The following is a 23300-nucleotide window of genomic DNA, read 5'->3' as shown; positions in this document are numbered from 1 at the left end:
GACCAGCATGCTACTCGCACTCGCGCAATGGCTTCAGAATGACGCCAGTTTTCTGCGCGTGTTTACCTACCTCACGTTCCGCGCAGTCGGCGCGACGATCACGGCGTTGTTCGTCGGCCTCGTCTGCGGCCCGTGGGTGATTCGCAAATTGACCTCGTTGAAGGTCGGTCAGGCCGTGCGTACGAACGGCCCGCAAACGCATTTGGTGAAGTCCGGCACGCCGACCATGGGTGGCGTGCTGATCCTGTTGGGCATCGCGTTTTCCACCTTGCTCTGGGCTGACCTGACCAATCGCTTCGTGTGGATCGTGATGCTCGTCACGTTCGGTTACGGCGTGATCGGCTGGGTCGATGACTACCGCAAGGTCGTGCATAAAGACCCGCGCGGAATGTCGTCGCGGGAAAAGTATTTCTGGCAATCGGTGATCGGTTTGTTCGCCGCCGTGTATCTCGCGTTCAGCGTGTCGGAGGCGAACAACGCGCGCGTGTTCGATCTGTTCATGGCGTGGGTGCGAAGCGGTCTGTCGATGGGTTTGCCCGCGCGTGCGGACTTGATGCTGCCGTTCCTTAAATCGATCAGCTATCCGCTCGGCACGTGGGGTTTCATCGCGATGACGTACCTGGTGATCGTCGGTTCGAGCAACGCGGTGAATCTCACCGATGGCCTCGACGGTCTCGTCATCATGCCGGTCGTGCTGGTGGGCGCATCGCTGGGCGCGTTTGCTTATGTGATGGGTAGCTCGGTGTACTCGAAGTACTTGTTGTTCCCGCACATTCCCGGGGCCGGCGAGTTATTGATCTTTTGTTCTGCAATGGGGGGCGCGGGGCTCGCGTTTCTCTGGTACAACACGCACCCCGCGCAAGTCTTCATGGGCGATGTCGGCGCACTCGCGCTCGGCGGCGCGCTCGGGACCATCGCCGTGATCGTGCGGCAGGAAGTCGTGTTGTTCATCATGGGCGGCGTGTTCGTCGCGGAAACGCTCTCCGTGATGATGCAGGTGAGCTATTTCAAGTACACGAAAAAACGCTTCGGCGAAGGGCGGCGCATCTTCAAGATGGCGCCGCTGCATCACCACTTCGAGTTGTCGGGATGGAAGGAAACGCAGGTCGTCGTGCGCTTCTGGATCATCACGCTGATGTTGTGTCTGTTTGGTTTGTCGACGCTGAAGTTGCGTTGATTTTTAGTTGGCCAGGAAAAAGGTAAAGCGATGTTTGGCGAGAAGTTCTTCGATCGGCAAAGTCCGATGGTGCTTGTGCTGGGGCTCGGTGAATCCGGCCTCGCGATGACGCGTTGGTGCGCGCGTCACGGGTGCCGTCTGCGCGTGGCCGATACCCGCGCCACGCCGCCGAACCTGTCGGAGCTCGCTGTGCATGGCATCGATGCGGAGTTTGTCGGCGGTGAATTCACGCCGGCGCTGCTCGATGGCGGTATCGAAATTGTTGCAATCAGCCCGGGACTGTCGCCTCTGGCTGATGATTTGAGGCCGCTCCTCGACGCCGCGCGGGAACGCGGCGTCCCTGTGTGGGGCGAGCTGGAATTGTTCGCGCAAGCGTTGAAGTCGCTTGGCGCGAACGGCTATGCGCCGAAGGTGATCGCCATTACGGGCACCAACGGCAAGACCACGACGACCGCGCTGACTGGGCTGTTGTGTGAACGTGCCGGCAAGACCGTGGCGGTGGCGGGAAACATCAGCCCGGCGATGCTGGACAAGTTAAGTGAAGCAATCGACAACACTGCGCTGCCCGATGTCTGGGTGCTGGAGTTGTCGAGTTTTCAGCTTGAGACGGCACACTCGTTCGCGCCGGACGCTGCTGCTGTGCTCAACATTACGCAGGATCATTTGGACTGGCATGGCGGCCTTGACGCTTACGCTGCAGCGAAGGGCCGCATCTTTGGTGAAAAGACGGTGCGTGTGCTCAATCGTGATGACGCGCGGACGATGGCGCTGGGATCGGGAAATCCCGGGCTAGTGGTCACGTTCGGCCTGAACGAGCCGAAGCGTCTCGGCGATTACGGCCTGCTGCGCGAGAACGGTATCGCGTGGCTCGCGCAAGGCAATGACCGCGACCTCAGCGGTGAACCCGCGCCCACGCGCCGGCGTAAAAGCGATGTCGCCGCTGAGCCGAATGTGTATTCGAAACGCCTGATGCCCGTCGATGCACTGCGCGTTCGCGGTCTGCATAACGCAGCGAATGCGCTGGCTGGTTTGGCGCTCGCAAGGGCGATCGATTTGCCGCTTGCTTCGCTGTTGCATGGCTTGCGTGAATACCAGGGCGAGCCGCATCGCGTGGAAGTGATCGCGCAAATAGAAGGCATTGATTTCGTCGATGACAGCAAAGGCACGAACGTCGGCGCGACCGTCGCGGCGCTCGATGGCCTGGCGCAAAAGACGCTGCTGATCGCTGGCGGTGACGGCAAGGGCCAGGATTTTTCGCCGCTCGCAGCGCCCGTCGCGCGTTGGTGCCGGGCCGTGATGCTGATTGGCCGCGATGCCCCGCGCATTCGTGAGGCGCTGGCGGACACGGACGTACCGATGCACGACCACGCAACGCTCGAAGCCGCCACGCAGGCCGCAGCGCTTCTGGCCCAGCCTGGCGACGCGGTATTGCTGTCGCCCGCGTGCGCCAGCTTCGACATGTTTAAAAACTACGGACATCGGGCGGACGTATTCCGGCAAGCGGTGGCCGACATTGCGGCAGATCGGGGAGTGATGCTATGAGCTGGTCCGAACGTTTTGGCTCGAAACTGACCGGTCAACGCAACGCTGTTGCCAACGACAGCGCCACGCTCGGCGGCCGCACCTCGCGTACGGACCGCACGGGCGGCGCGGGTGGGCTTGGCGGCCTCGGTGCGCGCGTGGCCGAGCGCACGAGCGGCATTTCGAGCGCGGTCAACGGCGTGACGCCTATCCGTTCGCGCATGCTCGACTACGACTACTCGCTGCTGTGGGTGACCATCGCGTTGCTCGGGCTCGGTATCGTGATGGTGTATTCAGCTTCCATCGCCATGCCGGATTCGCCGAAATATGCGCAGTACCACGACTACTTCTTCCTGGTACGCCATCTTGTGTCGATAGCAACGGCCGTCGTGGCCTCGATTATCGCGTTCAAGATTCCGGTGTCCACGTGGGACAAGTACGCGGCGAAGTTCTTCCTGTTCTCGCTGTTCCTGCTGGTGATCGTGCTGATTCCGCACATCGGCAAGGGCGTGAACGGTGCGCGCCGCTGGATTCCGCTCGGCATCACGAACATGCAGCCATCGGAAATCATGAAGCTCGCCGTGACCATCTACGCGGCCAACTACACGGTGCGCAAGCAGGAGTTCATGAACAGCATTGGCCGTGGCTTTTTGCCGATGGCCGTCGCGGTGGGTTTCGTCGGCGCGTTGTTGCTGCTCGAGCCGGACATGGGCGCGTTCATGGTGATCGCGGTCATCGCCATGGGCGTGCTGTTCCTCGGCGGCGTGAACGCCAAGTTGTTCGGCGGCCTGGTTGCAACGGCCGTTGGCACATTCGCGTTGCTGGTGTGGGCATCGCCGTGGCGTCGTGAACGGATCTTCGCTTACCTCGATCCGTGGGACGACCGCTATGCACAAGGCAAGGCGTATCAGTTGACGCATTCGCTGATCGCGTTCGGCCGCGGCGAATGGTTCGGCGTGGGGCTGGGCGGCAGTGTCGAGAAGCTTAACTATCTGCCGGAAGCGCACACCGACTTCATCCTCGCGGTGATCGGCGAGGAACTGGGTTTCGTCGGCGTGCTGATCGTGATCCTGCTGTTCTACTGGATCGTGCGGCGCGCGTTCGAAATCGGCCGTCAGGCGCTCGCGCTCGACCGCACGTTTGCTGGTTTGATGGCGAAGGGTATCGGCCTCTGGTTCGGCGCGCAGACTTTCATCAACATGGGCGTGAACCTCGGCTTGTTGCCGACCAAAGGTCTCACGTTGCCGCTGGTGAGCTATGGCGGTTCGGGCATCTTGCTGAATTGCGTCGCACTGGCGGTACTCATGCGCGTGGACTACGAAAACCGGGTGCTCATGCGCGGAGGCAAGGTATGACGGTTTCGACGTCGCCGCGCGCAGGCACGCTGATGGTGATGGCCGGCGGCACCGGGGGACACGTGTTCCCGGGGCTCGCGGTCGCTCACTGGATGCAGGCGCGCGGCTGGCGTGTCGTGTGGCTCGGCAATGCGTCGGGCATGGAAGCGACGCTTGTGCCGAAGCACGGTATCGCGATGGAGTACGTGCGCTTCGGCGGTGTGCGCGGCAAGGGCATCAAGACGAAGCTGATGCTGCCGGTGAACCTGCTGCGCGCATGCTCGCAAAGTCTGCACGCGCTGCGTAAGGTGAAGCCGGATGTGGTGCTCGGCATGGGCGGATACATCACGTTTCCGGCGGGTTTGATGTCGAAGCTGAGCGGCACGCCGCTCGTGCTCCACGAACAGAATTCAATCGCGGGACTGGCGAACAAGGTCCTCGCGCATGTGGCCAAACGCGTGCTGGTCGCGTTCCCGAATGCGCTGCCGAATGCTGAATGGACCGGAAATCCAATTCGTGCGGAACTTAGCGAAGCATTGCCACCCAAAGAACGCTACGCCGCGCGGAATGTAGATGCTGATGCGCGCCTTAACGTTCTGGTCGTCGGGGGAAGTCTGGGTGCAGCCGCTTTGAATGAAACCGTACCGAAAGCGCTCGCATTGCTCGACCCCGCGATGCGTCCGCGCGTCGTGCATCAGGCGGGCGCGAAGCATATCGATGCGTTGAAAGCGAACTATGCGGCAGCGGGCTTATCGGCGGATGACGACGTTCAACTGGTGCCGTTTATCGACGACATGGCGAGCGCCTATGCCGCAGCGGATCTCGTGATCTGCCGCTCGGGCGCGATGACCGTATCGGAGATCGCGGCGGTTGGCGTGGCGGCGTTGTTCGTGCCGTTCCCCTTCGCCGTCGATGACCACCAGACCACCAACGCCGCGTTCCTCGCTAATGCGGGCGCGGCCCACTTAATACAACAGCGCGATTTGTCGGCGGAAAAGCTCGCTGGCTGGTTGCGTGAACAGACTCGCGAGACGCTGGCCTCGATGGCCGTAAAAGCTCGCGCCCTGGCGAAACCCGACGCGGCTGAACGCGTCGGCCGGGTCTGCGCCGATGTAGCCGGCTTGAGCGCGCTGATACAAGCGCCGAAGGAAATCCAGCCATGAAACATATCGTCAAACACATTCACTTCGTCGGCATTGGCGGCGCGGGGATGAGCGGCATTGCGGAGGTGTTGCTCAACCTCGGCTATCAGGTCAGCGGCTCGGATCTGACGAGCAACGGCGTGACCGATCGCCTCTCCACGCTGGGCGCACGCGTGGCGATCGGGCATCGGGAAGAGAACATCGACGGCGCGAATGCCGTGGTCGTGTCCACCGCCGTGCGTTCCGATAACCCCGAAGTGCTGGCCGCGCGCCATCGCCGGATTCCGATCGTGCCGCGCGCCGTGATGCTCGCGGAGCTGATGCGCCTGAAGCAGGGTATTGCGATTGCCGGCACGCACGGCAAGACCACGACCACGTCGCTGGTGGCAAGCGTGCTGGCCGCGGGCGGGCTTGATCCGACCTTCGTGATCGGTGGTCGTTTGATCAGCGCGGGCGCGAATGCGCGACTGGGGACGGGCGATTTCATCGTGGCTGAAGCCGATGAATCGGATGCGTCGTTCCTGAACCTGTTCCCGGTGATCGAAGTCATCACGAACATCGATGCCGATCACATGGACACCTACGGCCATGACTTCGCGCGGCTGAAGCAGGCGTTTATCGAATTCACGCATCGGCTGCCGTTCTACGGCATTGCGGTGCTGTGCGTGGACGATCCGAACGTGCGTGAAATTCTGCCGTTCGTGTCGAAGCCGATCATCCGATATGGCCTCGGTGCTGAAGCGCAAGTGCGCGCGGTGAACGTGGAAGCGCGCGACGGCAAGATGCATTTCACGACGTTGCGTGAAGACGCAACGCCGTTGGACATCGTGTTGAATCTGCCGGGCACGCACAACGTGCAGAACGCGCTGGCTGCTATTGCGATTGCGACTGAACTTGAAGTCTCAGATGCCGATATCCAGACGGCACTCCAGGAATTTACCGGCGTAGGCCGGCGTTTTCAGCGCTACGGCGAAGTGAACGTGAAAGCGTCCGAAGGCGGCGCCTACACGCTGATTGACGACTACGGTCATCACCCGGTCGAAATGGCCGCGACGGTCGCGGCGGCGCGCGGCGCATTTCCTGGCCGGCGTCTTGTGCTCGCGTTCCAGCCGCATCGATACACGCGCACGCGCGATTGCTTCGAAGACTTCGTGCGGGTGTTATCGACCGTCGACGCCCTCGTGCTCACCGACGTCTACGCGGCAGGCGAAGCGCCGATCGTCGCCGCCGATGGCCGCGCGTTAGCGCGTGCGATTCGTGTGGCGGGAAAAGTGGAGCCGGTGTTTGTCGAAACGGTGGATGAGATGCCGGACGCGATTGCCACGCTGGCACGCAATGGCGACGTAGTGATCACGATGGGCGCCGGTTCTATCGGCGGCGTATGCGCTCGGCTGACGACGCAAGTTCAGGATGCAAAGGTTTTGAAATGACGAGCAACGTAATCGATCCCAAGGTATTTGGCAAAGTGGCCGTGCTGCTTGGCGGGGAAACGGCTGAGCGCGAGGTATCGCTGAATTCGGGACGTCTCGTGCTGCAGGGATTACGCGATGCAGGCATCGACGCGCATCCGTTCGATCCGGCGGAACGGCCGCTGGCCGAGTTGAAGTCCGAAGGGTTTGCGCGTGTGTTTATCGCGTTGCATGGCGGGTATGGCGAGAATGGCCAGTTGCAGGGCGCGCTCGACTTTTACGGCATCAAGTACACGGGCAGCGGCGTGCTCGGTTCGGCGCTCGGCCTCGATAAATTCCGCACGAAGCTTGTTTGGCAGCAAACCGGCGTACCCACGCCGCCGTTCGAAGTCGTGATGCGCGGCGATGACTACGAAGCCGCGGCGCAGAAGAGTGTGGCGAAGCTTGGTTTGCCGCTGTTCGTGAAACCGGCGAGCGAAGGGTCTAGCGTTGCCGTGATCAAGGTGAAGAGCGCGGAAACGCTGGTGCCGGCGCTGATCGAAGCGGCGAAGTTCGACAAGATCGTGCTGGTCGAGAAGAGCATTGAAGGCGGCGGTGAATACACGTGCTGTATCGCGGGTGACCTGGATTTGCCGATCATCAAGATCGTGCCGGCCGGCGAGTTCTACGACTACAACGCGAAGTACATCGCCGACGACACGCAGTACCCGATTCCCTGCGGCCTCACGCCCGCCGACGAAGCGCGCATGAAGGTACTTTCACGCCGCGCGTTCGATGTGCTGGGCTGCACCGACTGGGGCCGCGCCGATTTCATGATGGACGGTGATGGCAATCCGTACTTCCTGGAAGTGAACACCGCGCCGGGTATGACGGACCACTCGCTGCCGCCGAAAGCGGCGCGTGCAGTCGGGATTAGCTACAAGGACCTGGTGGTGAAGGTGTTGTCGTTGACATTGCAGGATTAGACGTAAAAAGACATGTGGAATAACGCTCGCCAACTGAACCTCACGGCCAACGCACTGCACGTATTGCTCGTGTTCGTGCTGCTGGCGGCCGCCGGTTACTGGGCGATCCAGCGGCCGGAGTTCCGCCTGCGCGAGATCCAGATTGATGGCGACACATTGCACATCAATTCGCCGACCGTGCGCGCGAGCGTGGTGGGGCACTTGAAGGGCAACTACTTTACTGTCGATCTCGACGCTGCACGCACCGCGTTCGAACAGATGCCGTGGGTACGCCACGCGAGCGTGCGGCGCGTGTGGCCGAATGCGCTGGCGGTCACGCTTGAAGAATTCAAGCCGCTTGGCACGTGGGGTACGGATCAACTGGTGAGTGTGGACGGCGATCTGTTCACGGCGAACCAGGGCGAGCTCGATGACGACCTGCCCGCGTTCGAAGGGCCGGATGGATCGGCGAAAGAAGTGGTGGCGCGCTATCACGATTTCACGAAGTGGTTCGCACCGCTCGACGCGCATCCGGAAGAAGTCATCTTGTCGCCGCGATATGCGTGGACAGTGAAGCTTTCGAACGGGACGCAGATCGAATTGGGGCGCGAGCGCAATCAGGACACGTTGTTTGATCGCAGCCGACGGTTCGTGGCGGCGTGGTCGGCGGTGACGGGGCGGTGGGGAAATGACATCGAGTACGCGGATTTGCGCTATCCGAACGGCTTTGCAATCAAGGCCGCCGGCATGCGCTTCATCAGCGACACCGACAAAGCGAAGAAGTAAGCAGACATCACAGGCAATGAGCACCCTATGAGCAAAGACTACAAAGACTTGCTGGTCGCCCTCGACATCGGGACGTCGAAGGTGGTGGCTATCGTCGCCGAGTTGAAAGGCGAAGGCCACTACGAGGTGATCGGGCTCGGGCAAAGCGACTCGAAGGGATTGAAGAAGGGCGTGGTGGTGAATATTGAAGCCACGGTCCAGTCGATCCAGCGCGCGCTCGAAGAAGCCGAACTGATGGCCGATTGCAAGATCACGAATGTGTTCACCGGCATCGCCGGGAGCCACATTCGCAGCTTCAATTCGAGCGGCATGGTTGCCATCAAGGACAAGGAAGTCACGCAGACCGACGTGGCGCGCGTGATCGAAACGGCCAAGGCGATCAACATCCCGACCGATCAGCAGGTGCTGCATATCCTGACGCAGGAATTCATCATCGATGGGCAGGAAGATGTGCGCGAGCCGATCGGCATGAGCGGCATCCGGCTGGAAGTGAAGGTGCATATCGTGACGGGCGCGGTGAGCGCGGCGCAGAACATCGTGAAGTGCGTGCGTCGATGCGGGCTCGAAGTGAACGACTTGATCTTGCAGCCGCTGGCTTCGTCGCTGGCTGTGCTGACTGAGGACGAGAAGGAACTCGGCGTGGTGCTCGTCGATATCGGTGGCGGTACGACTGACATCGCGATCTTCAGCGAAGGCGCGATCCGTCATACGGCGGTGATTCCGATCGCCGGCGATCAGATCACGAGCGACGTGGCCATGGCTTTGCGTACGCCAACGCCCGATGCCGAAGATATCAAGGTGAGCTACGGGATCGCGAAACAGGCGCTGGCTGATCCGGACGAAATGATCGAAGTGCCGGGACTCGGCGAGCGCGGTCCGCGCACATTGTCACGTCAAGCGCTGGCCGCTGTTGTCGAACCGCGCGTTGAAGAACTGTTCTCGCTCGTGCAGCAGGTCGTGCGCGAATCGGGCTACGAAGAATTGCTGAGCAGCGGCGTGGTGCTGACCGGCGGTGCATCGATGATGCCCGGCATGGTCGAACTCGGCGAAGACATCTTCCTGAAGCCGGTGCGTATCGGCGTGCCCGAATATGCGGGCGGTCTGGCGGACGTGGTTCGCAATCCGCGTTATTCCACCGCGATGGGTTTGCTCGTCGAAGGCCGTTCGCAACGCATGCGCGGCCGCAAGGTTGCTGTTCAGTCCGGCTCGATGGGACAGGTTTTGGGACGCATGAAAGATTGGTTCCTGGGAAATTTTTGAACACAAAGAATTCGCGCTGGTGCCGGCGGCTGGCGCGCGACAAGAGGTTGCCCGATCTCTTGCCGAATAACGCCGATTTTCATTCTTGACGGAGGCAATATGGATTTCGAAATGCTGGAAACGGAAACCAACGGAACGATCATCAAGGTCGTTGGTGTTGGTGGTGCAGGCGGAAACGCGGTGCAGCACATGATCAACCGCGGGGTCCAGGGCGTGGACTTCATCGTGATGAATACGGATGCGCAGGCGCTCGCGCGTTCGCGTGCTACCCAGGTGATCCAGTTGGGCAACACGGGTCTGGGAGCGGGTGCGAAGCCGGACATGGGCAAGGCCGCAGCGGAAGATGCGCGTGAGCGTATTGCCGATGCATTGCGCGGCGCGCACATGGTGTTCATCACCGCAGGCATGGGTGGCGGCACGGGTACGGGAGCCGCGCCAGTCGTGGCTCAGATCGCCAAGGAAATGGGTATTTTGACCGTAGGTGTGGTCAGCAAGCCGTTCGAGTTTGAAGGCGGCCGCCGCATGCGCGTGGCTGAAGCGGGATCGCAGCAACTGGAGGATCACGTCGACTCGCTGATCGTCGTTCTCAACGACAAGCTGTTCGAGGTGATGGGCGATGACGCTGAGATGGACAAGTGCTTCCAGTGCGCTGATGACGTATTGAACAACGCTGTTGCCGGCATCGCGGAAATCATCAACGTCGACGGGCTGGTCAACGTCGACTTCGAAGACGTGAAGACGGTGATGGGCGAGCAAGGCAAGGCAATGATGGGCACGGCGACGGTCGCCGGTGTCGATCGCGCGCGCCTGGCTGCTGAACAAGCCGTGGCAAGTCCGCTGCTGGAAGGCGTGGATCTGTCGGGGGCACGTGGCGTGCTGGTGAACATTACGTCGAGCCGTTCGCTGCGCTTGTCGGAAACGCGTGAAGTGATGAACACCATCAAGTCGTACGCAGCAGAAGACGCGACCGTGATCTTCGGCGCGGTGTATGACGACGCGATGGGCGATGCATTGCGCGTGACGGTGGTGGCAACGGGCCTTGGCCGTGCGGCGAAGAAGCAACAAGCCGTCCCGATGACCCTGCTGAAAACAGGCACGGACAACGTAGCGTTCGCGCACGCACAGCACAGCTACGCGCCGCAGCAATCGAACGGTACGGATTACGGCGCGCTGGAAGCGCCGGCTGTGTGGCGTCAGACGCGTGAAACAGCGGCTTCGCACGTGCAGGCGCTGCAGGAAAAGGGCGTCGACACATACGACATTCCGGCGTTCTTGCGCAAGCAGGCAGACTGATGATTCTTGCCGGGGCGGCTGGTTTTAGTTGTTTTATTTAAGCGCCCGTTGGCAAAAGTCTCAGGCGACGATTGTTCTGCCTCGTTCTCAGGCCGCGTCTTCTGGACGCTGGACTGTGGCCGAGTGACCGCCTCGATTGCGTTCATCATCGTCTATATTGGGATGAGATCGACACGTTAAGCGGCAGTGGAACGAGCTTCTGATGTGATAAATCAAGGTGCAAATCGCTGGCGTGACCAGCACTGACTCAGTGAAAGGCCGATCCATGATCAAGACAGGTGAAACGCTGCCCGACGAACGCCTCTTCGAATTTATCGATGTGGCGACGGAGGGTTGCGCCGTGGGACCGAACGGTTTCTCGGCGCGCGAGCGGACGGCGGGCAAGCGCGTGGTGATCTTCGGATTGCCGGGCGCGTTCACGCCCACCTGTTCCGCCAGGCACGTGCCAGGTTTTATCGACAACGCGGAGAAGCTGGCTGCGGCGGGTATCGATGAAATCTGGTGTGTCTCCGTCAACGACGCGTTCGTGATGAACGCGTGGGGACGCGATCTTCAAACCTCGGGCAAGGTGAAGATGATCGCCGACGGCAGCGCACGTTTTACCCGAGCACTCGGCCTGGAGCAGGATTTGTCGGAGCGTGGCATGGGAATTCGCTCCCAGCGTTACGCAATGGTGGTCGAGGACAGCGTGGTCAAGACGCTGAATCTCGAAGCACCCGGCAAGTTTGAAGTCAGCAGCGCTGAGAGCGTACTGGCGACGTTGGGCTGATGTTTGAAGCAATGTTGAGCTGATGTCGCGCTCATTTCAGGGCCTTAAGCCGGACGATATGTTGCATTCGTGCGACATAAAATGACGGTTGGGCGGCCTCTTGAAATATGCCGCAACAAAGTCGCAACAAAGCCGTAACGCGGTGCCGATGTCCGGGAATGCCTCCATTCCGGTCATCGGCCCGACCCTCCTCGCTTTCGCGTGGCACAGCACCCGATGTGATGCCATTACCCGGTAACCTGGAGAAACAAGTTGCAAGGCTCCTCCCGGGACGACGCGAGGCGATTGGAGTATACTTCGCGCTATTGAATACAAATTCACGATTGATTCTCTCAATCGAGAGTCACAATCGAAGCGAAAAAAATTATGTTGAAGCAGCGAACCATTAAAACCATCGTCAAAACCGTCGGGATCGGCCTGCATTCGGGTCGTAAGGTGGATTTGACGCTTCGGCCCGCGCCGGCCAATACTGGTATTGTCTTTGCGCGTATCGACCTGCCTGTGGCGGTGGACATTCCCGTGTCGGCCATGGCTATCGGCGACACGCGCCTGGCTTCGGTGTTGCAGAAGGACGGCGCGCGCGTTTCGACTATCGAACATTTGATGTCGGCATGTGCGGGACTGGGTATCGACAATCTGTATGTCGATGTCACGGCTGAAGAAATTCCGATTATGGATGGCAGCGCTGCTTCGTTCGTGTTTCTGATTCAGTCGGCGGGTATTGAAGAGCAGAACGCGGCAAAGAAATTTATCAAGGTGACGAAGCCGGTTGAAATCCGCGACGGCGATAAATTCGCGCGCCTTGAGCCGTATTTCGGCTTCAAACTGAAATTCACCATTGATTTCCGGCATCCGGCTGTCGATAAAACCGGACAGGCGCTTGAAGTGGATTTTGCGAATACGTCCTATGTCCGGGATATTGCTCGGGCACGGACGTTCGGTTTTGCGCATGAAGTGGAAATGATGCGTGAACTCGGCTTGGCACGGGGCGGCAGTATGGATAACGCTATTGTGCTGGACGAATACCGCATTCTGAATAACGACGGTTTGCGTTACGAAGACGAGTTTGTGAAGCACAAGATGCTGGATGCGATTGGCGATTTGTATGTCATTGGTCATCCTCTGCTGGCGTCGTATGCCGCGTATAAAGGCGGTCACGCATTGAATAACATGTTGTTGCGTGAATTACTGGCGCACGAAGACGCGTATGAAATCGTCACGTTCGAGGATAAGCAAGCGGCACCGCGTGGTTTCGCTTTCGATACTCAAACGGCGTTCGCGTAAGGTATTTAGCAAGTCAGAATGAAATGAGCGGCTGCTTTCGAGCGCCGCTCATTTTTTTTGTGTTTTCGCGTGATGACGCGCGGCCATTTTAGCGAGCGCTTCCTGAAGCGGCGACGGCTCAAGGGTTTCGGCGAGCGTTTGCAACGCGTCGGCCCCGGCGGCAGACATGCGCGCTTGTTTGGGCGGCACGACATCTTTCATCGCTTGCGGCCGGACGCGAATCTTCAGCGCATTGACCGCCCAGCCGCGTTGCTGCAAATCCACTAAAAGACGCGGCTCGATATGCCGGAGGCGGGCGGCGAGCGCGTTATGGCCGGCGAAAAGGGCCAATACGCCGTCTTTAATGAAACCCGGTTCCACGTTGGATCCAAGATAATCGGGCAGCAGCGCCACCAGATCGCGTTGCAGCGCCGTCACCTGTTCAACGCCGGCGCGCAATGCGAGAAACTCGCTGGTGCGCCCGAGCACCTCCGTCAGCGCCTGCGGCTTGCGGGGATCGAAGCGTGGCGGAGGCCTTGAATTCGGCGGAAATCGGCTCATTTTTCAATCTGTGGGGCTGGCGGCGATGCGCTGATTGTAACGCTGCGCACCCTGTGACATGGCGGCGCGCTTGCCGGTTTGAACCGCTCTGACGTGCCGCCGGGCCGATGTACCACAAACGATGTGCACGCAAGCTCTATCGGAGGCGCGTGCTAAAATCCCCGATTCGATTTCACCCATGGACTTAAGCCGCCGAGGTTCCCCGAACCGGGACGCACCCAGCGCGCTCTAAGCCAATACCGCGACGCAGACACTGATCCGATGACCACCGGTTTCCTCCAAAAGTTTTTTGGCAGTCGCAACCAGCGCCTAGTCAAGCAGTACCAAAAGACCGTTGCGGCGATCAATGCTTTCGAGCCGACGATCGAGCAGTACACGGACAAGCAACTGCGCGCGAAGACCGACGAGTTCCGTCAGCGCGTGGCGAGCGGCGAGTCGCTCGACCGGTTGCTGCCCGAAGCGTTCGCGGTGTGCCGCGAGGCCAGCAAGCGCGTGCTGAAGATGCGTCACTTCGATGTCCAGCTGATCGGCGGCATGGTGCTGCATTACGGCAAGATCGCGGAAATGCGCACGGGCGAGGGCAAGACGCTTGTCGCTACGCTGGCTGCGTATCTGAACGCGTTGTCCGGGCGCGGCGTGCATGTGGTCACGGTGAACGATTACCTCGCGCAACGCGACGCCGAGTGGATGGGCAAGCTCTACAACTTCCTGGGGTTGTCGTGGGGCATCAACCTGTCGCAGATGGAACATGCGCAGAAGCAGGAAGCGTATGCCGCGGACATCACGTACGGCACGAACAACGAGTTCGGCTTCGACTATCTGCGCGACAACATGGTCTACGAGACCCACGCGCGCGTGCAGCGTCCGCTGAATTTCGCGGTGGTCGACGAAGTGGACTCGATTCTTATCGACGAAGCGCGTACGCCGCTCATTATTTCCGGCCAGGCCGAAGATCACACCGAACTCTACGTGCGCATGAATGCGCTGCCGCCGCTGCTCGAGCAGCAGATCGGCGAAGAGAAGGCGGACGGCACGGGCGTCGAGAAAGTGGGCGACTACACGCTCGACGAAAAAGCGCGTCAGGTTTTTCTCACCGAACAAGGTCATGAAAAGGCCGAGCGCCTGCTGGCCGAGTGGGGCCTGATCGGTGAAGGCGAAAGCCTTTACGCGGCGCAAAACATCACGCTGATGCACCACGTGTACGCCGCGTTGCGCGCGCACACGCTGTTTTTCCGTGACCAGCATTACGTGGTTCAGGGCAACGAAGTCGTGATCGTCGACGAGTTCACCGGCCGCATGATGACCGGCCGGCGCTGGTCGGACGGCCTGCATCAGGCCGTGGAAGCGAAGGAACACGTCAAGATCCAGAACGAGAACCAGACGCTTGCGTCCATCACGTTCCAGAACTTCTTCCGCATGTATTCGAAGCTGTCCGGCATGACCGGAACGGCGGACACCGAAGCGTACGAATTCAACGAAATCTACGGCCTGGAAACGGTCGTGATCCCGACGAACCGGCCGCCGAAGCGGATCGACAAGCAGGATCAGATCTACAAGACGGCGAAGGAACGCTACGACGCCGTGACGCGCGATATCCGCGATTGCGTCGAGCGCGGGCAGCCGGTGCTGGTGGGTACGACGTCCATCGAAGCGTCGGAGTTGCTGTCCGGCCTGCTCACGCAAGCCGGCCTCAAGCACGAAGTGTTGAACGCGAAGCAGCACGCACGCGAAGCGGCGATTGTCGCGGAAGCCGGGCGGCCGGCCGCGGTCACCATTGCGACGAACATGGCCGGTCGCGGTACGGACATCGTGCTGGGCGGCAATGTCGAGAAGCAGTCGTCGTTTATCGAAGCGGACGAATCGCTCTCCGACGAAGAAAAACAACGCCGCATCAAGCATCTCGAAGACGAATGGCAAGCGCTGCACGACCGCGTGAAGGCGTCGGGAGGGCTGCATATCATTGGAACGGAACGGCACGAATCGCGTCGTATCGACAATCAATTGCGCGGCCGTGCCGGACGTCAGGGCGATCCGGGTTCATCGCGGTTTTATCTGTCACTCGACGACCCGCTTTTGCGGATCTTCGCTGGCGACCGCGTGCGGTCGATCATGGACCGCCTGAAGATGCCGGAAGGCGAGGCGATCGAGGCGGGGATTGTCACGCGTTCTATCGAATCGGCGCAGCGCAAGGTGGAAGCGCGTAACTTCGATATTCGCAAGCAATTGCTCGAATACGACGACGTATCGAACGATCAGCGCAAGGTGATCTACCAGCAGCGCAATGAATTGCTCGAAGCAACCGACGTGGCCGAGACCATCACCGCCATGCGCCAGAGCGTGATCACCGAGGTGACGCGCACCTACATTCCGGCGGGTAGCATTGAAGAGCAATGGAGCGCTCCGGAACTGGAAGAAGTGCTGCGCAACGAATGGTCACTCGATCTCGCCGTTCAGGAGATGATCAACGAGTCGAATTCCATCGACGCCGACGAGATTCTGGAAGCCGTGGTTTCCGCCGCCGATGAAAGCTACGAAGCAAAGGTCGCACTTGTCGGACGTGAATCGTTCAGCGCATTCGAGCGTTCGATCATGCTGCAGACGCTCGACAGCCGCTGGCGCGAGCATCTGGCCGCGCTGGATCATCTGCGTCAGGGTATCCATCTGCGCGGTTATGCGCAGAAAAATCCGAAGCAGGAATACAAGCGCGAGGCGTTCGAACTGTTCGCCGCCATGCTCGATTCAGTGAAGCAGGAAGTCACGCGGGTCGTGATGAACGTGCAAGTCCAGTCGCCAGAACAGCTGGAAGAAGCCGCCGAACAGTACGAAGAGAAGGGCAGCCATCTGGACAATGTATCGTTCCAGCACGCCGACTTCGAGGAAGGCGGCGCGGCTGCGGCAGCCGTAGCGGCCGACGCCACCACGCAGATGGTCAATCAGGCGATGGGGTATGGCGACGACACCACGGTCGCCACCCGCGTGGCGGCGGACGATGTGCCGAAGGTCGGACGTAACGACCCGTGCCCGTGCGGCAGCGGCAAGAAGTACAAAAACTGTCACGGCAAGCTCGCATAATCGACGGTTGAAGAGCCGTAGCGAGTAACAAGAAAGAAGCATTGGAGACAGGCGACGCAGCAATGCGTCGTTTGTCTTTGGCAAATTGGTTTTGGTATCGCCGGACGTCCGTCTTTCAAACAAGTCAGGCTCCGTTCCTTTCATCTCCGTGCCGTTGCGCTTTCTGAGCACCGGCACTCGCCACTTTCAGCGAGTCGCGAACATGGCCGTCAATTTCCCCTCGATCGATCCCGCCCACCTGTTTCCCGTCGCCGGCGTCACGCTAGGCTGGGCCGAGGCGAACATTCGAAAACCGAATCGTAAGGATGTGCTCGTCATTCAGATCGAAGAAGGCGCGACGGTCGGCGGTGTGTTTACGCAAAACCGTTTCTGCGCGGCGCCCGTGACGGTGTGTCGCGAGCATCTGGACGCAGTGCGTGCGGGCGCCAAGGGCATTCGTGCACTCGTGGTGAACACCGGCAATGCGAATGCGGGAACCGGCGAGCCGGGCATGGCGCACACGCGTGAAACGTGTGAGGCGCTGGCCGCGCTGCTGGACCTTGAAGCCACACAGATCCTGCCGTTTTCCACGGGCGTGATTCTTGAGCCGCTGCCTGTTGATCGTTTGAAAGCAGGTTTGCCTGCTGCGCTGGCGAACCAAAAGCCCGCGCACTGGTACGACGCTGCGCAAACCATCATGACCACGGACACATTGCCGAAGGCTGCATCGCGTCAGGTTCAGATCGATGGTCACACGATCACGCTGTCGGGTATCAGCAAGGGCGCGGGCATGATCCGGCCGAACATGGCGACCATGCTCGGTTTTCTCGCCTGCGATGCCGCTGTCACGCAACCGGTGCTCGATACCCTGATCAAGCACGTTGCCGATCGCTCGTTCAACTGCATCACCATTGACGGCGATACCTCGACGAACGATTCGTTCATCGTGATCGCTTCGGGCAAGTCGTCGCTGCCGTTGATTACATCGACGGACTCCCCCGCCTATGTCGCGTTGCGCGATGCCGTGACATCGGTGGCGCAGGAGCTGGCGCAACTGATCGTGCGCGACGGCGAGGGCGCGACCAAGTTCATGACGGTGACGGTGGAAGGCGGCACGAGCGAAGCCGAATGTCGTCTGATCGCGTATGCAATCGGCCATTCGCCGCTCGTCAAGACCGCCTTCTACGCGTCCGATCCCAATCTGGGCCGGATTCTCGCGGCTATCGGTTATGCGGGCGTGGCGGATCTCGACGTGAACAAGATCGATCTGTATCTCGACGATGTCCTGGTCGCGAAGAACGGTGGCCGCAATCCTGAGTATCGCGAGGAAGACGGTCAGCGCGTGATGAAGAAAAGCGAGATCGCGATCCGCGTGCTGCTGGGCCGCGGTCAAGCGGACGCCACCATCTGGACGTGCGATCTCTCGCACGATTACGTCAGCATCAACGCCGATTACCGCTCCTGATCTTAAATCTCCATGGATAAACTCGAACAATTTCTGACCCGTGCCGAAGCTGTCCTGGCGCGCGTAGAAGGGATGTTGCCGCCGGCTCCGCCGGAAATCGACTGGAACAGCGCCGTGGCATTTCGCTGGCGCAAGCGTCAGGGACGCGGTTTCCTGCAGCCGGTCCCGAACCTGTCGCCGTTGTCGCTCGACGATCTTTGCAATATCGAGCGCCAGAAGGGGCTTATCGAGCAGAACACGCGGCAGTTCGTGCGCAAGTCTCCAGCGAACAACGTGTTGCTGACGGGCGCGCGCGGGACCGGCAAGTCATCGCTGATCAAGGCATGCCTGAACGCGTACCACACGGAAGGGCTGCGTCTGATCGAAGTCGATAAAGACGATCTCCACGATCTCGGCGATATCGTCGACCTGATTTCCGCGCGGCCGGAACGGTTCATCGTTTTCTGCGATGACCTCTCGTTCGAAGAAGGCGAGTCGGGCTACAAGGCGCTGAAAGTGGCGCTGGACGGCTCGATCTCCGCTCAATCAGACAACGTGCTGATTTACGCGACGTCGAACCGGCGCCATTTGTTGCCCGAATACATGAGCGACAACGAGACCTACAAACACACGTCCGACGGCGAAATTCATCCCGGCGAAGTGGTTGAAGAGAAGATTTCGCTGTCCGAGCGATTCGGCCTGTGGGTGAGTTTTTACCCGTTCAAGCAGGACGATTACCTGACGATCGTCGGCCACTGGCTGAAGCATTTCGGCTGCCAGGCCGAAGAGATTGCCGGGGCTCGCGGCGACGCCCTCGTGTGGGCGTTGGAACGCGGCTCGCGCTCGGGACGGGTGGCGTGGCAATTCGCCCGCGACTGGTCGGGCCGCAAGGCATGACGGCTTCTACTTCTACTTCGAGCGTTTCAAACACGGCGCCCGATGGACGCAAGGTGACGGACGTCGCGGTCGGTGTGCTCGTGCAACCGGATGGTCGCTATCTGCTGGCTCAGCGCCCGGAAGGCAAACCGTATGAAGGTTACTGGGAGTTTCCCGGCGGCAAGCTGGAAGCAGGGGAAAGCGTTGAAGCGGCGCTCACGCGGGAATTGCATGAGGAATTGGGTATCGAGGTGACCGCCTGCGAGCGCTGGCGGACACTCGAGCACGATTATCCCCACGCGTACGTGCGGCTCTATTTCTGCAAGGTGACCGCGTGGAACGGTGAGCCGGCCGGACGCGAAGGCCAGGCGTTATCCTGGCAGCATCTTCCCGCCGATGTCACGCCGTTGTTGCCCGCGGCTATTCCTGTACTGGAGTGGCTCGCGGCGGAAGCGGTTTAGAGCTTTGTTTCGCTGCGGCCTAGTTCAGGCCGCTATGCGAGTCTTCATCGGGCGGCGTGTCTTGCTCACTGCCGCCGATCTTATACTTCTCGGTCGCCCAGGCACCGAGATCGATCTGCTTGCAACGGTCTGAACAAAACGGACGAAAGCGGCTTTCGGGAACCCAGCGGACGTCCTTCTCGCAAGTCGGGCATTTAACGATAGTGGTCATTCTGCAGAGCGGATTGAAAGAGGTTGAGTTCAGTAAATGGGGTTTTTAAGCCCAACTTAAAGACTGCATAACGTCAGGTGGAACGGGATGTCGGCGTCTACCGCACGTGGCCTCAGATCGCCGTCCTGCACTGTAAAGCGTACCCATAGCATGTACTTGTTCGCACTCGCCTCGGGAATCAGGCGCGTGTCGGACGGCACTCGTACCTGCATCAATTGATAAGTTCGACCCGAAAGCATCTGCTGATAGCTGCCTTGCATGGCCATGACTTTCGACGCCTGGCCCGATTCTCGTGCGAGACGCAGCACGATAGTAGCGGCGTCGCGCAACGGCAGCATGGGCGTGACCCATTTCGCGATGTCCCCGCGGCGCTCCTCGGCAGGATTTTGTTGCCACGCGAAGTACGACGGCAGATCGAAGCGGCAGGTTCCACCTGGAATGATCGTACGGCTGCGAATGCTCGCAAGCCATTCGTTATCGGCCAGATGCTGACCCGTCTTGCCCTGCATCTGGCCGAGGCCGGCCAATGTCTGCTCGATTTCGCCCAGCACTGATTCCAACGCATCCTGCTCGATACCGGGATTGCCGCGGAACGGCGCCAGTGTCTGGCGTTGCCGCTCCAGCTCCTTCATCAGGTCCGCTTTCAGATCCGTGCGGCCGGCGACTTCGGCGATCTCGAACAACGTGGTCAGTGCGGCGTGATGTTCGCGCGGGTCTTCTTGAGTCAGAAAGAAGGTGAAACGCTCGAAAAGGTCTTCGAGACGCAGCAGCGTTCTGATTCGCTCGTTGAAGGGGTACTCGTAAAGGATCAAGCGCGCTCGCCTCGGCGTTGGTCGAAAGGTTCGATGGCAGAAAGTGAGGACATTCTAATGCCGCATCAAACTCACGGCAAATCCGCACGTTTAATCACATTTGGCGCGCATTTTCAGCGCCGTTCGTGAGGAGTTCGAACGCGTTGCATGCACTTGCTAGGTACGCGGTTTGCTCCCCGGTTTGCTCTGCAGTTTGTCCGTCTCCGAGGCCATTGCCAGATAGCGCACGTGCAAGGCGTCCACCTCGCGCTGCAGCGTTTCCAGCGTGGCGGCAGAGTCGTTGACGACGACGTCGTCGGCGGCCGCCAGGCGCGCTTCACGCTTGGCCTGACGCGCGATGATGGCGAGGACCTGATCGCGTGTGAAGCCATTGCGCCGGATCACACGCTCGATTTGCGTGTCTACCGGGCAGTCGACCACGAGAATCCGCTCCACCTTGCTCGCGCGTTCGCCCGCTTCAATCAGCAACGGCACCACGACGATGTGATAAGCCCCTTGTGCCGCATTGCGTTGGCGCTCGCTTTCGGCGCGGATCAGTGGATGCGTGATCGATTCGAGTTGAGCTTTGGCGGCGTTATCGGAGAAAACGCGGGTGCGCATTTTTGCGCGATCCAGCGAACCGTCGGCGGCAACGTATTCCGGGCCGAACGCGCTTTCGATCAGCGGCATCGCGACGCCACCCGGCGCGGTAATCTGGTGCGCAATCAGGTCTGTATCGATAACGGGTACGCCGCGCGCGGCAAACATGTCCGCCACCGTGGTCTTGCCGCTGCCGATTCCGCCGGTCAAGCCGATGCTGAACATCGTTCAACTCCCTTTTCGTTTCGTTTTATCCGCCGAACACCGCGTAAAGCGGCGTGCCGAAAAATAACGTAATCACGCCGCCTGCTGCGAGAAACGGCCCGAACGGCAGCGGTTCTTCAAAGCGCATCTTGCCAATACCGGTTGCCGCCAGTCCGAAGATCGCGCCCATCAGCGCCGACACCAGCACTACCTGCGGCAGCGCCTGCCAGCCGAGCCACGCGCCAAGCGCGCCGAGCAGCTTGAAGTCGCCGTAACCCATGCCTTCCACGCCGCGTACGAGCCTGAACAGCCAATACACGCACCAGAGAAACAGATAACCCGCGATCGCACCGATAACCGCCTCCTGCAGCGGGACGAATGCAGTGTCGCCGAGATTGACGATCAGGCCGGCCCACAGCAGCGGCAAGGTCAGCGTGTCAGGCAGATAGCGGGTGTCGAAATCGATCAGGCTCGCAGCCAGCAGCGTCGCGCACAAACCGAACGCCGCGAGCGCGATCAGCGTGGGTCCGAACGCAAACAGCGATAGCGCGGCAAACAGCGCCGTGGCCAGTTCGGTCAGCGGATAACGCGCGCTTACGCGTGCGTTGCATTTCGCGCAACGGCCGCGCAGCAGCACGTAACTCACGACTGGGATATTTTCCCACGGCCGCAACACGTGGCCGCAATGCGGGCAGGCGCTGCGTGGTACGGCGAGGTTGTAGCGGGCGGGCAGCGCGTCTTTATGCGCGTCGTCCTCGTTGCTGATGGCGTTCTCGGCCTTCCACGCGCGTTCCAGCATGATCGGCAGGCGGTGCACGACGACCGTCAGAAAGCTGCCGATTACCAGCCCGAAGACGATCGCGAAACCATACTGCGCCGCGAGCGGCAAAGCGCCGAACGCGGAACCGTAAGCGTCGAGATAGCGGCCTGAAAACTCCGCCTGATACAAAGGCTGCATGACTGTCCTGGGTTGAATTCGGCTGCGATCCTACACCACCTACACCACATTCCCGAGCTGAACGATCGGAAGATACATGGCGACGACGAGACCGCCAACCAATGCGCCGAGTACCACGATCACAACCGGCTCGCACAGGCTCGCGAATGCGCTGGTCTGTTCGTCCACCTGACGGTCGCCCAGTGTAGCGAGATCGAGCAGCATCGCGTCGAGCGAACCGGATTCCTCGGCCACGGCGATAGGCTGCACCACATCCGGCGGAAAGCAGCCGACCGCACGCATGGCGGCGGCGAGCCGCTCGCCATGTCGAAGCCGCCTGGCAATTTCGACGGTGGCGGTGTCGAAGATACGGTTGCCCGTGGCGCTCGCCAAGGAATCGAATGCATCCGATAACGGTGTGCCCGCCGCCAGTAACGTGCCGAGCGCGCGGCTCCAGCGTGCCACCGCCAGCGCGCGCAGGAGAGATCCGGCGAGCGGCAGCTTCAGCATGGCGCGGTCAAACGCGCTTCTAGCCGCGGGGACTCGTCGTAGAAGCCGCTTGAACGCGATGCCGGACACCACGCAAAAGAGCGCGAACGGTCCGCACCAGCGCGCGACGCCATCCGACAACGCGAGCACGAACAAAGTGGGTGCCGGCAATTTAGCGCCGAAACCATCGAAGATGGTCTTGAAGGTCGGTACCACGCCAATCAGCAATCCTGCGGTAATGGCGAGCGACAACAACAGCACCGCGACCGGATAGGTCAGCGCGGCACGCAGTTTCGCCCGTTGAGCGCCTGCTCGTTCGCGGTCTTCGGCGAGCCGCGCGAGCACGACCGGCAACGCGCCGGCCACTTCGCCGACGGCAACCAGCTGGCAATACAGCGTGTTGAAACAGGCGGGATGACGCGCCAGCGCTTCCGAGAATGCAATGCCCTGCGTGATATCTTGCGCAACCGATCCCACGATGCGTGGCAGGCCACCGCGCGAAGGGGTATCGGCGATGAGATCCAGCGACGGCGCAAGCGGCAAGCCGGCGCGCAGCAAGCCGGCGAGTTGCCGCGTGAACAGCGTGACGTCGGCAGCGCGGGCTTTGGGAGGCGGCGCTGAACCGAGCGCGGTGAGTTCCAGCACCGTGACGCCGCCGCGCTTTAGCGCCGCGCGCGCACGGGTTGAATCCGCGGCGATCGTCTTGCCGCGCTTGTCCGCGCCGTTTGCGTCAATGCCTCGCCAGCCAAAGCGCGTATCGAAAGACAGTGGGCTCAT

The 23300-nt window shown here is 60.7% G+C and carries 21 protein-coding genes; 15 read left to right on the top strand and 6 right to left on the bottom strand.

Annotated features, from left to right (window positions below; translation table 11 throughout):
- Positions 1 to 7 precede the first annotated feature (7 nt).
- The 11 genes from mraY (at position 8) to lpxC (ending at position 12919) form a co-directional block, all read left to right on the top strand.
- Positions 8 to 1177 (top strand): phospho-N-acetylmuramoyl-pentapeptide-transferase, encoded by a 1170-nt coding sequence (gene mraY / locus ACSQ8V_RS15820; RefSeq protein ID WP_031360691.1) that lies wholly within the window; start codon positions 8 to 10, stop codon positions 1175 to 1177.
- A gap of 30 nt (positions 1178 to 1207) precedes the next feature.
- Positions 1208 to 2719 (top strand): UDP-N-acetylmuramoyl-L-alanine--D-glutamate ligase, encoded by a 1512-nt coding sequence (gene murD, locus ACSQ8V_RS15815; RefSeq protein ID WP_436206293.1) that lies wholly within the window; start codon positions 1208 to 1210, stop codon positions 2717 to 2719.
- Positions 2716 to 4053 carry a putative lipid II flippase FtsW gene (gene ftsW / locus ACSQ8V_RS15810; protein ID WP_213767331.1) on the top strand — a complete coding sequence of 446 codons (1338 nt, stop codon included), beginning with the start codon at positions 2716 to 2718 and terminating at the stop codon, positions 4051 to 4053. The genes murD and ftsW overlap by 4 nt, the downstream gene beginning before the upstream one ends.
- Positions 4050 to 5195: an undecaprenyldiphospho-muramoylpentapeptide beta-N-acetylglucosaminyltransferase gene (gene murG / locus ACSQ8V_RS15805; RefSeq protein ID WP_436206292.1), complete on the top strand. Its 1146-nt coding sequence runs from the start codon at positions 4050 to 4052 to the stop codon at positions 5193 to 5195. Before ftsW ends, murG begins: the two co-directional genes overlap by 4 nt.
- On the top strand, positions 5192 to 6604 hold the full coding sequence (gene murC / locus ACSQ8V_RS15800; protein ID WP_436206291.1) for a UDP-N-acetylmuramate--L-alanine ligase: 1413 nt from the start codon (positions 5192 to 5194) through the stop codon (positions 6602 to 6604). The genes murG and murC overlap by 4 nt, the downstream gene beginning before the upstream one ends.
- A complete protein-coding gene (locus ACSQ8V_RS15795) occupies positions 6601 to 7548 on the top strand; it encodes a D-alanine--D-alanine ligase (protein WP_436206290.1) in 948 nt (315 codons plus the stop codon). The genes murC and ACSQ8V_RS15795 overlap by 4 nt, the downstream gene beginning before the upstream one ends.
- A gap of 12 nt (positions 7549 to 7560) precedes the next feature.
- Positions 7561 to 8313: a cell division protein FtsQ/DivIB gene (locus ACSQ8V_RS15790; RefSeq protein ID WP_213767327.1), complete on the top strand. Its 753-nt coding sequence runs from the start codon at positions 7561 to 7563 to the stop codon at positions 8311 to 8313.
- Positions 8314 to 8340: 27 nt separating this feature from the next.
- Positions 8341 to 9573 (top strand): cell division protein FtsA, encoded by a 1233-nt coding sequence (ftsA, locus tag ACSQ8V_RS15785; RefSeq protein ID WP_031360698.1) that lies wholly within the window; start codon positions 8341 to 8343, stop codon positions 9571 to 9573.
- A 99-nt stretch (positions 9574 to 9672) separates the two neighbouring features.
- Positions 9673 to 10866, top strand: a complete 1194-nt coding sequence (gene ftsZ, locus ACSQ8V_RS15780) for a cell division protein FtsZ (RefSeq protein ID WP_436206289.1) — start codon at positions 9673 to 9675, stop codon at positions 10864 to 10866.
- A gap of 265 nt (positions 10867 to 11131) precedes the next feature.
- Positions 11132 to 11635, top strand: a complete 504-nt coding sequence (locus tag ACSQ8V_RS15775; protein WP_436206288.1) for a peroxiredoxin — start codon at positions 11132 to 11134, stop codon at positions 11633 to 11635.
- A 366-nt stretch (positions 11636 to 12001) separates the two neighbouring features.
- Positions 12002 to 12919 (top strand): UDP-3-O-acyl-N-acetylglucosamine deacetylase, encoded by a 918-nt coding sequence (gene lpxC, locus ACSQ8V_RS15770; RefSeq protein WP_213767325.1) that lies wholly within the window; start codon positions 12002 to 12004, stop codon positions 12917 to 12919.
- Positions 12920 to 12967: 48 nt separating this feature from the next.
- Here lpxC and ACSQ8V_RS15765 read toward each other — a convergent pair whose 3' ends face one another.
- Positions 12968 to 13459, bottom strand: coding sequence for a DciA family protein (locus ACSQ8V_RS15765; protein WP_213767324.1), 492 nt, complete (start codon positions 13457 to 13459; stop codon positions 12968 to 12970).
- Between the two features lie 261 nt (positions 13460 to 13720).
- On the opposite strand from ACSQ8V_RS15765, the gene secA reads away from it, so the two are divergent.
- The 4 genes from secA to ACSQ8V_RS15745 all read left to right on the top strand — a co-directional run bounded on the left by secA (position 13721) and on the right by ACSQ8V_RS15745 (position 19291).
- Entirely contained in the window at positions 13721 to 16531 is a 2811-nt protein-coding gene (gene secA / locus ACSQ8V_RS15760) for a preprotein translocase subunit SecA (protein ID WP_213767323.1), read from the top strand.
- Positions 16532 to 16733: 202 nt separating this feature from the next.
- Positions 16734 to 17975 (top strand): bifunctional glutamate N-acetyltransferase/amino-acid acetyltransferase ArgJ, encoded by a 1242-nt coding sequence (gene argJ, locus ACSQ8V_RS15755; RefSeq protein WP_436206287.1) that lies wholly within the window; start codon positions 16734 to 16736, stop codon positions 17973 to 17975.
- Between the two features lie 12 nt (positions 17976 to 17987).
- Positions 17988 to 18851, top strand: coding sequence for an ATP-binding protein (locus tag ACSQ8V_RS15750; protein ID WP_213767321.1), 864 nt, complete (start codon positions 17988 to 17990; stop codon positions 18849 to 18851).
- A complete protein-coding gene (locus tag ACSQ8V_RS15745; protein ID WP_436206286.1) occupies positions 18848 to 19291 on the top strand; it encodes an NUDIX domain-containing protein in 444 nt (147 codons plus the stop codon). Before ACSQ8V_RS15750 ends, ACSQ8V_RS15745 begins: the two co-directional genes overlap by 4 nt.
- A 19-nt stretch (positions 19292 to 19310) precedes the next feature.
- Here the strand turns inward: ACSQ8V_RS15745 and yacG are convergent, their stop codons facing one another.
- The 5 genes from yacG to ACSQ8V_RS15720 form a co-directional block, all read right to left on the bottom strand.
- Complete coding sequence (yacG, locus tag ACSQ8V_RS15740) at positions 19311 to 19502, bottom strand: DNA gyrase inhibitor YacG (protein WP_213767319.1); 192 nt, start codon at positions 19500 to 19502, stop codon at positions 19311 to 19313.
- A 56-nt stretch (positions 19503 to 19558) separates the two neighbouring features.
- The gene (gene zapD, locus ACSQ8V_RS15735; protein ID WP_031360708.1) at positions 19559 to 20314 is read right to left on the bottom strand and encodes a cell division protein ZapD; all 756 of its coding nucleotides are present in this window, start codon (positions 20312 to 20314) and stop codon (positions 19559 to 19561) included.
- A gap of 156 nt (positions 20315 to 20470) precedes the next feature.
- Positions 20471 to 21118, bottom strand: coding sequence for a dephospho-CoA kinase (gene coaE / locus ACSQ8V_RS15730; protein WP_436206285.1), 648 nt, complete (start codon positions 21116 to 21118; stop codon positions 20471 to 20473).
- Between the two features lie 25 nt (positions 21119 to 21143).
- Entirely contained in the window at positions 21144 to 22055 is a 912-nt protein-coding gene (locus ACSQ8V_RS15725) for a prepilin peptidase (protein WP_436206284.1), read from the bottom strand.
- 39 nt (positions 22056 to 22094) lie between these two features.
- Positions 22095 to 23300, bottom strand: coding sequence for a type II secretion system F family protein (locus ACSQ8V_RS15720; RefSeq protein WP_436206283.1), 1206 nt, complete (start codon positions 23298 to 23300; stop codon positions 22095 to 22097).

This window comes from Caballeronia sp. LjRoot31, from assembly GCF_964253885.1.
GTDB lineage: Bacteria > Pseudomonadota > Gammaproteobacteria > Burkholderiales > Burkholderiaceae > Caballeronia.
This window is presented reverse-complemented; position numbering and strand designations above follow the sequence as displayed.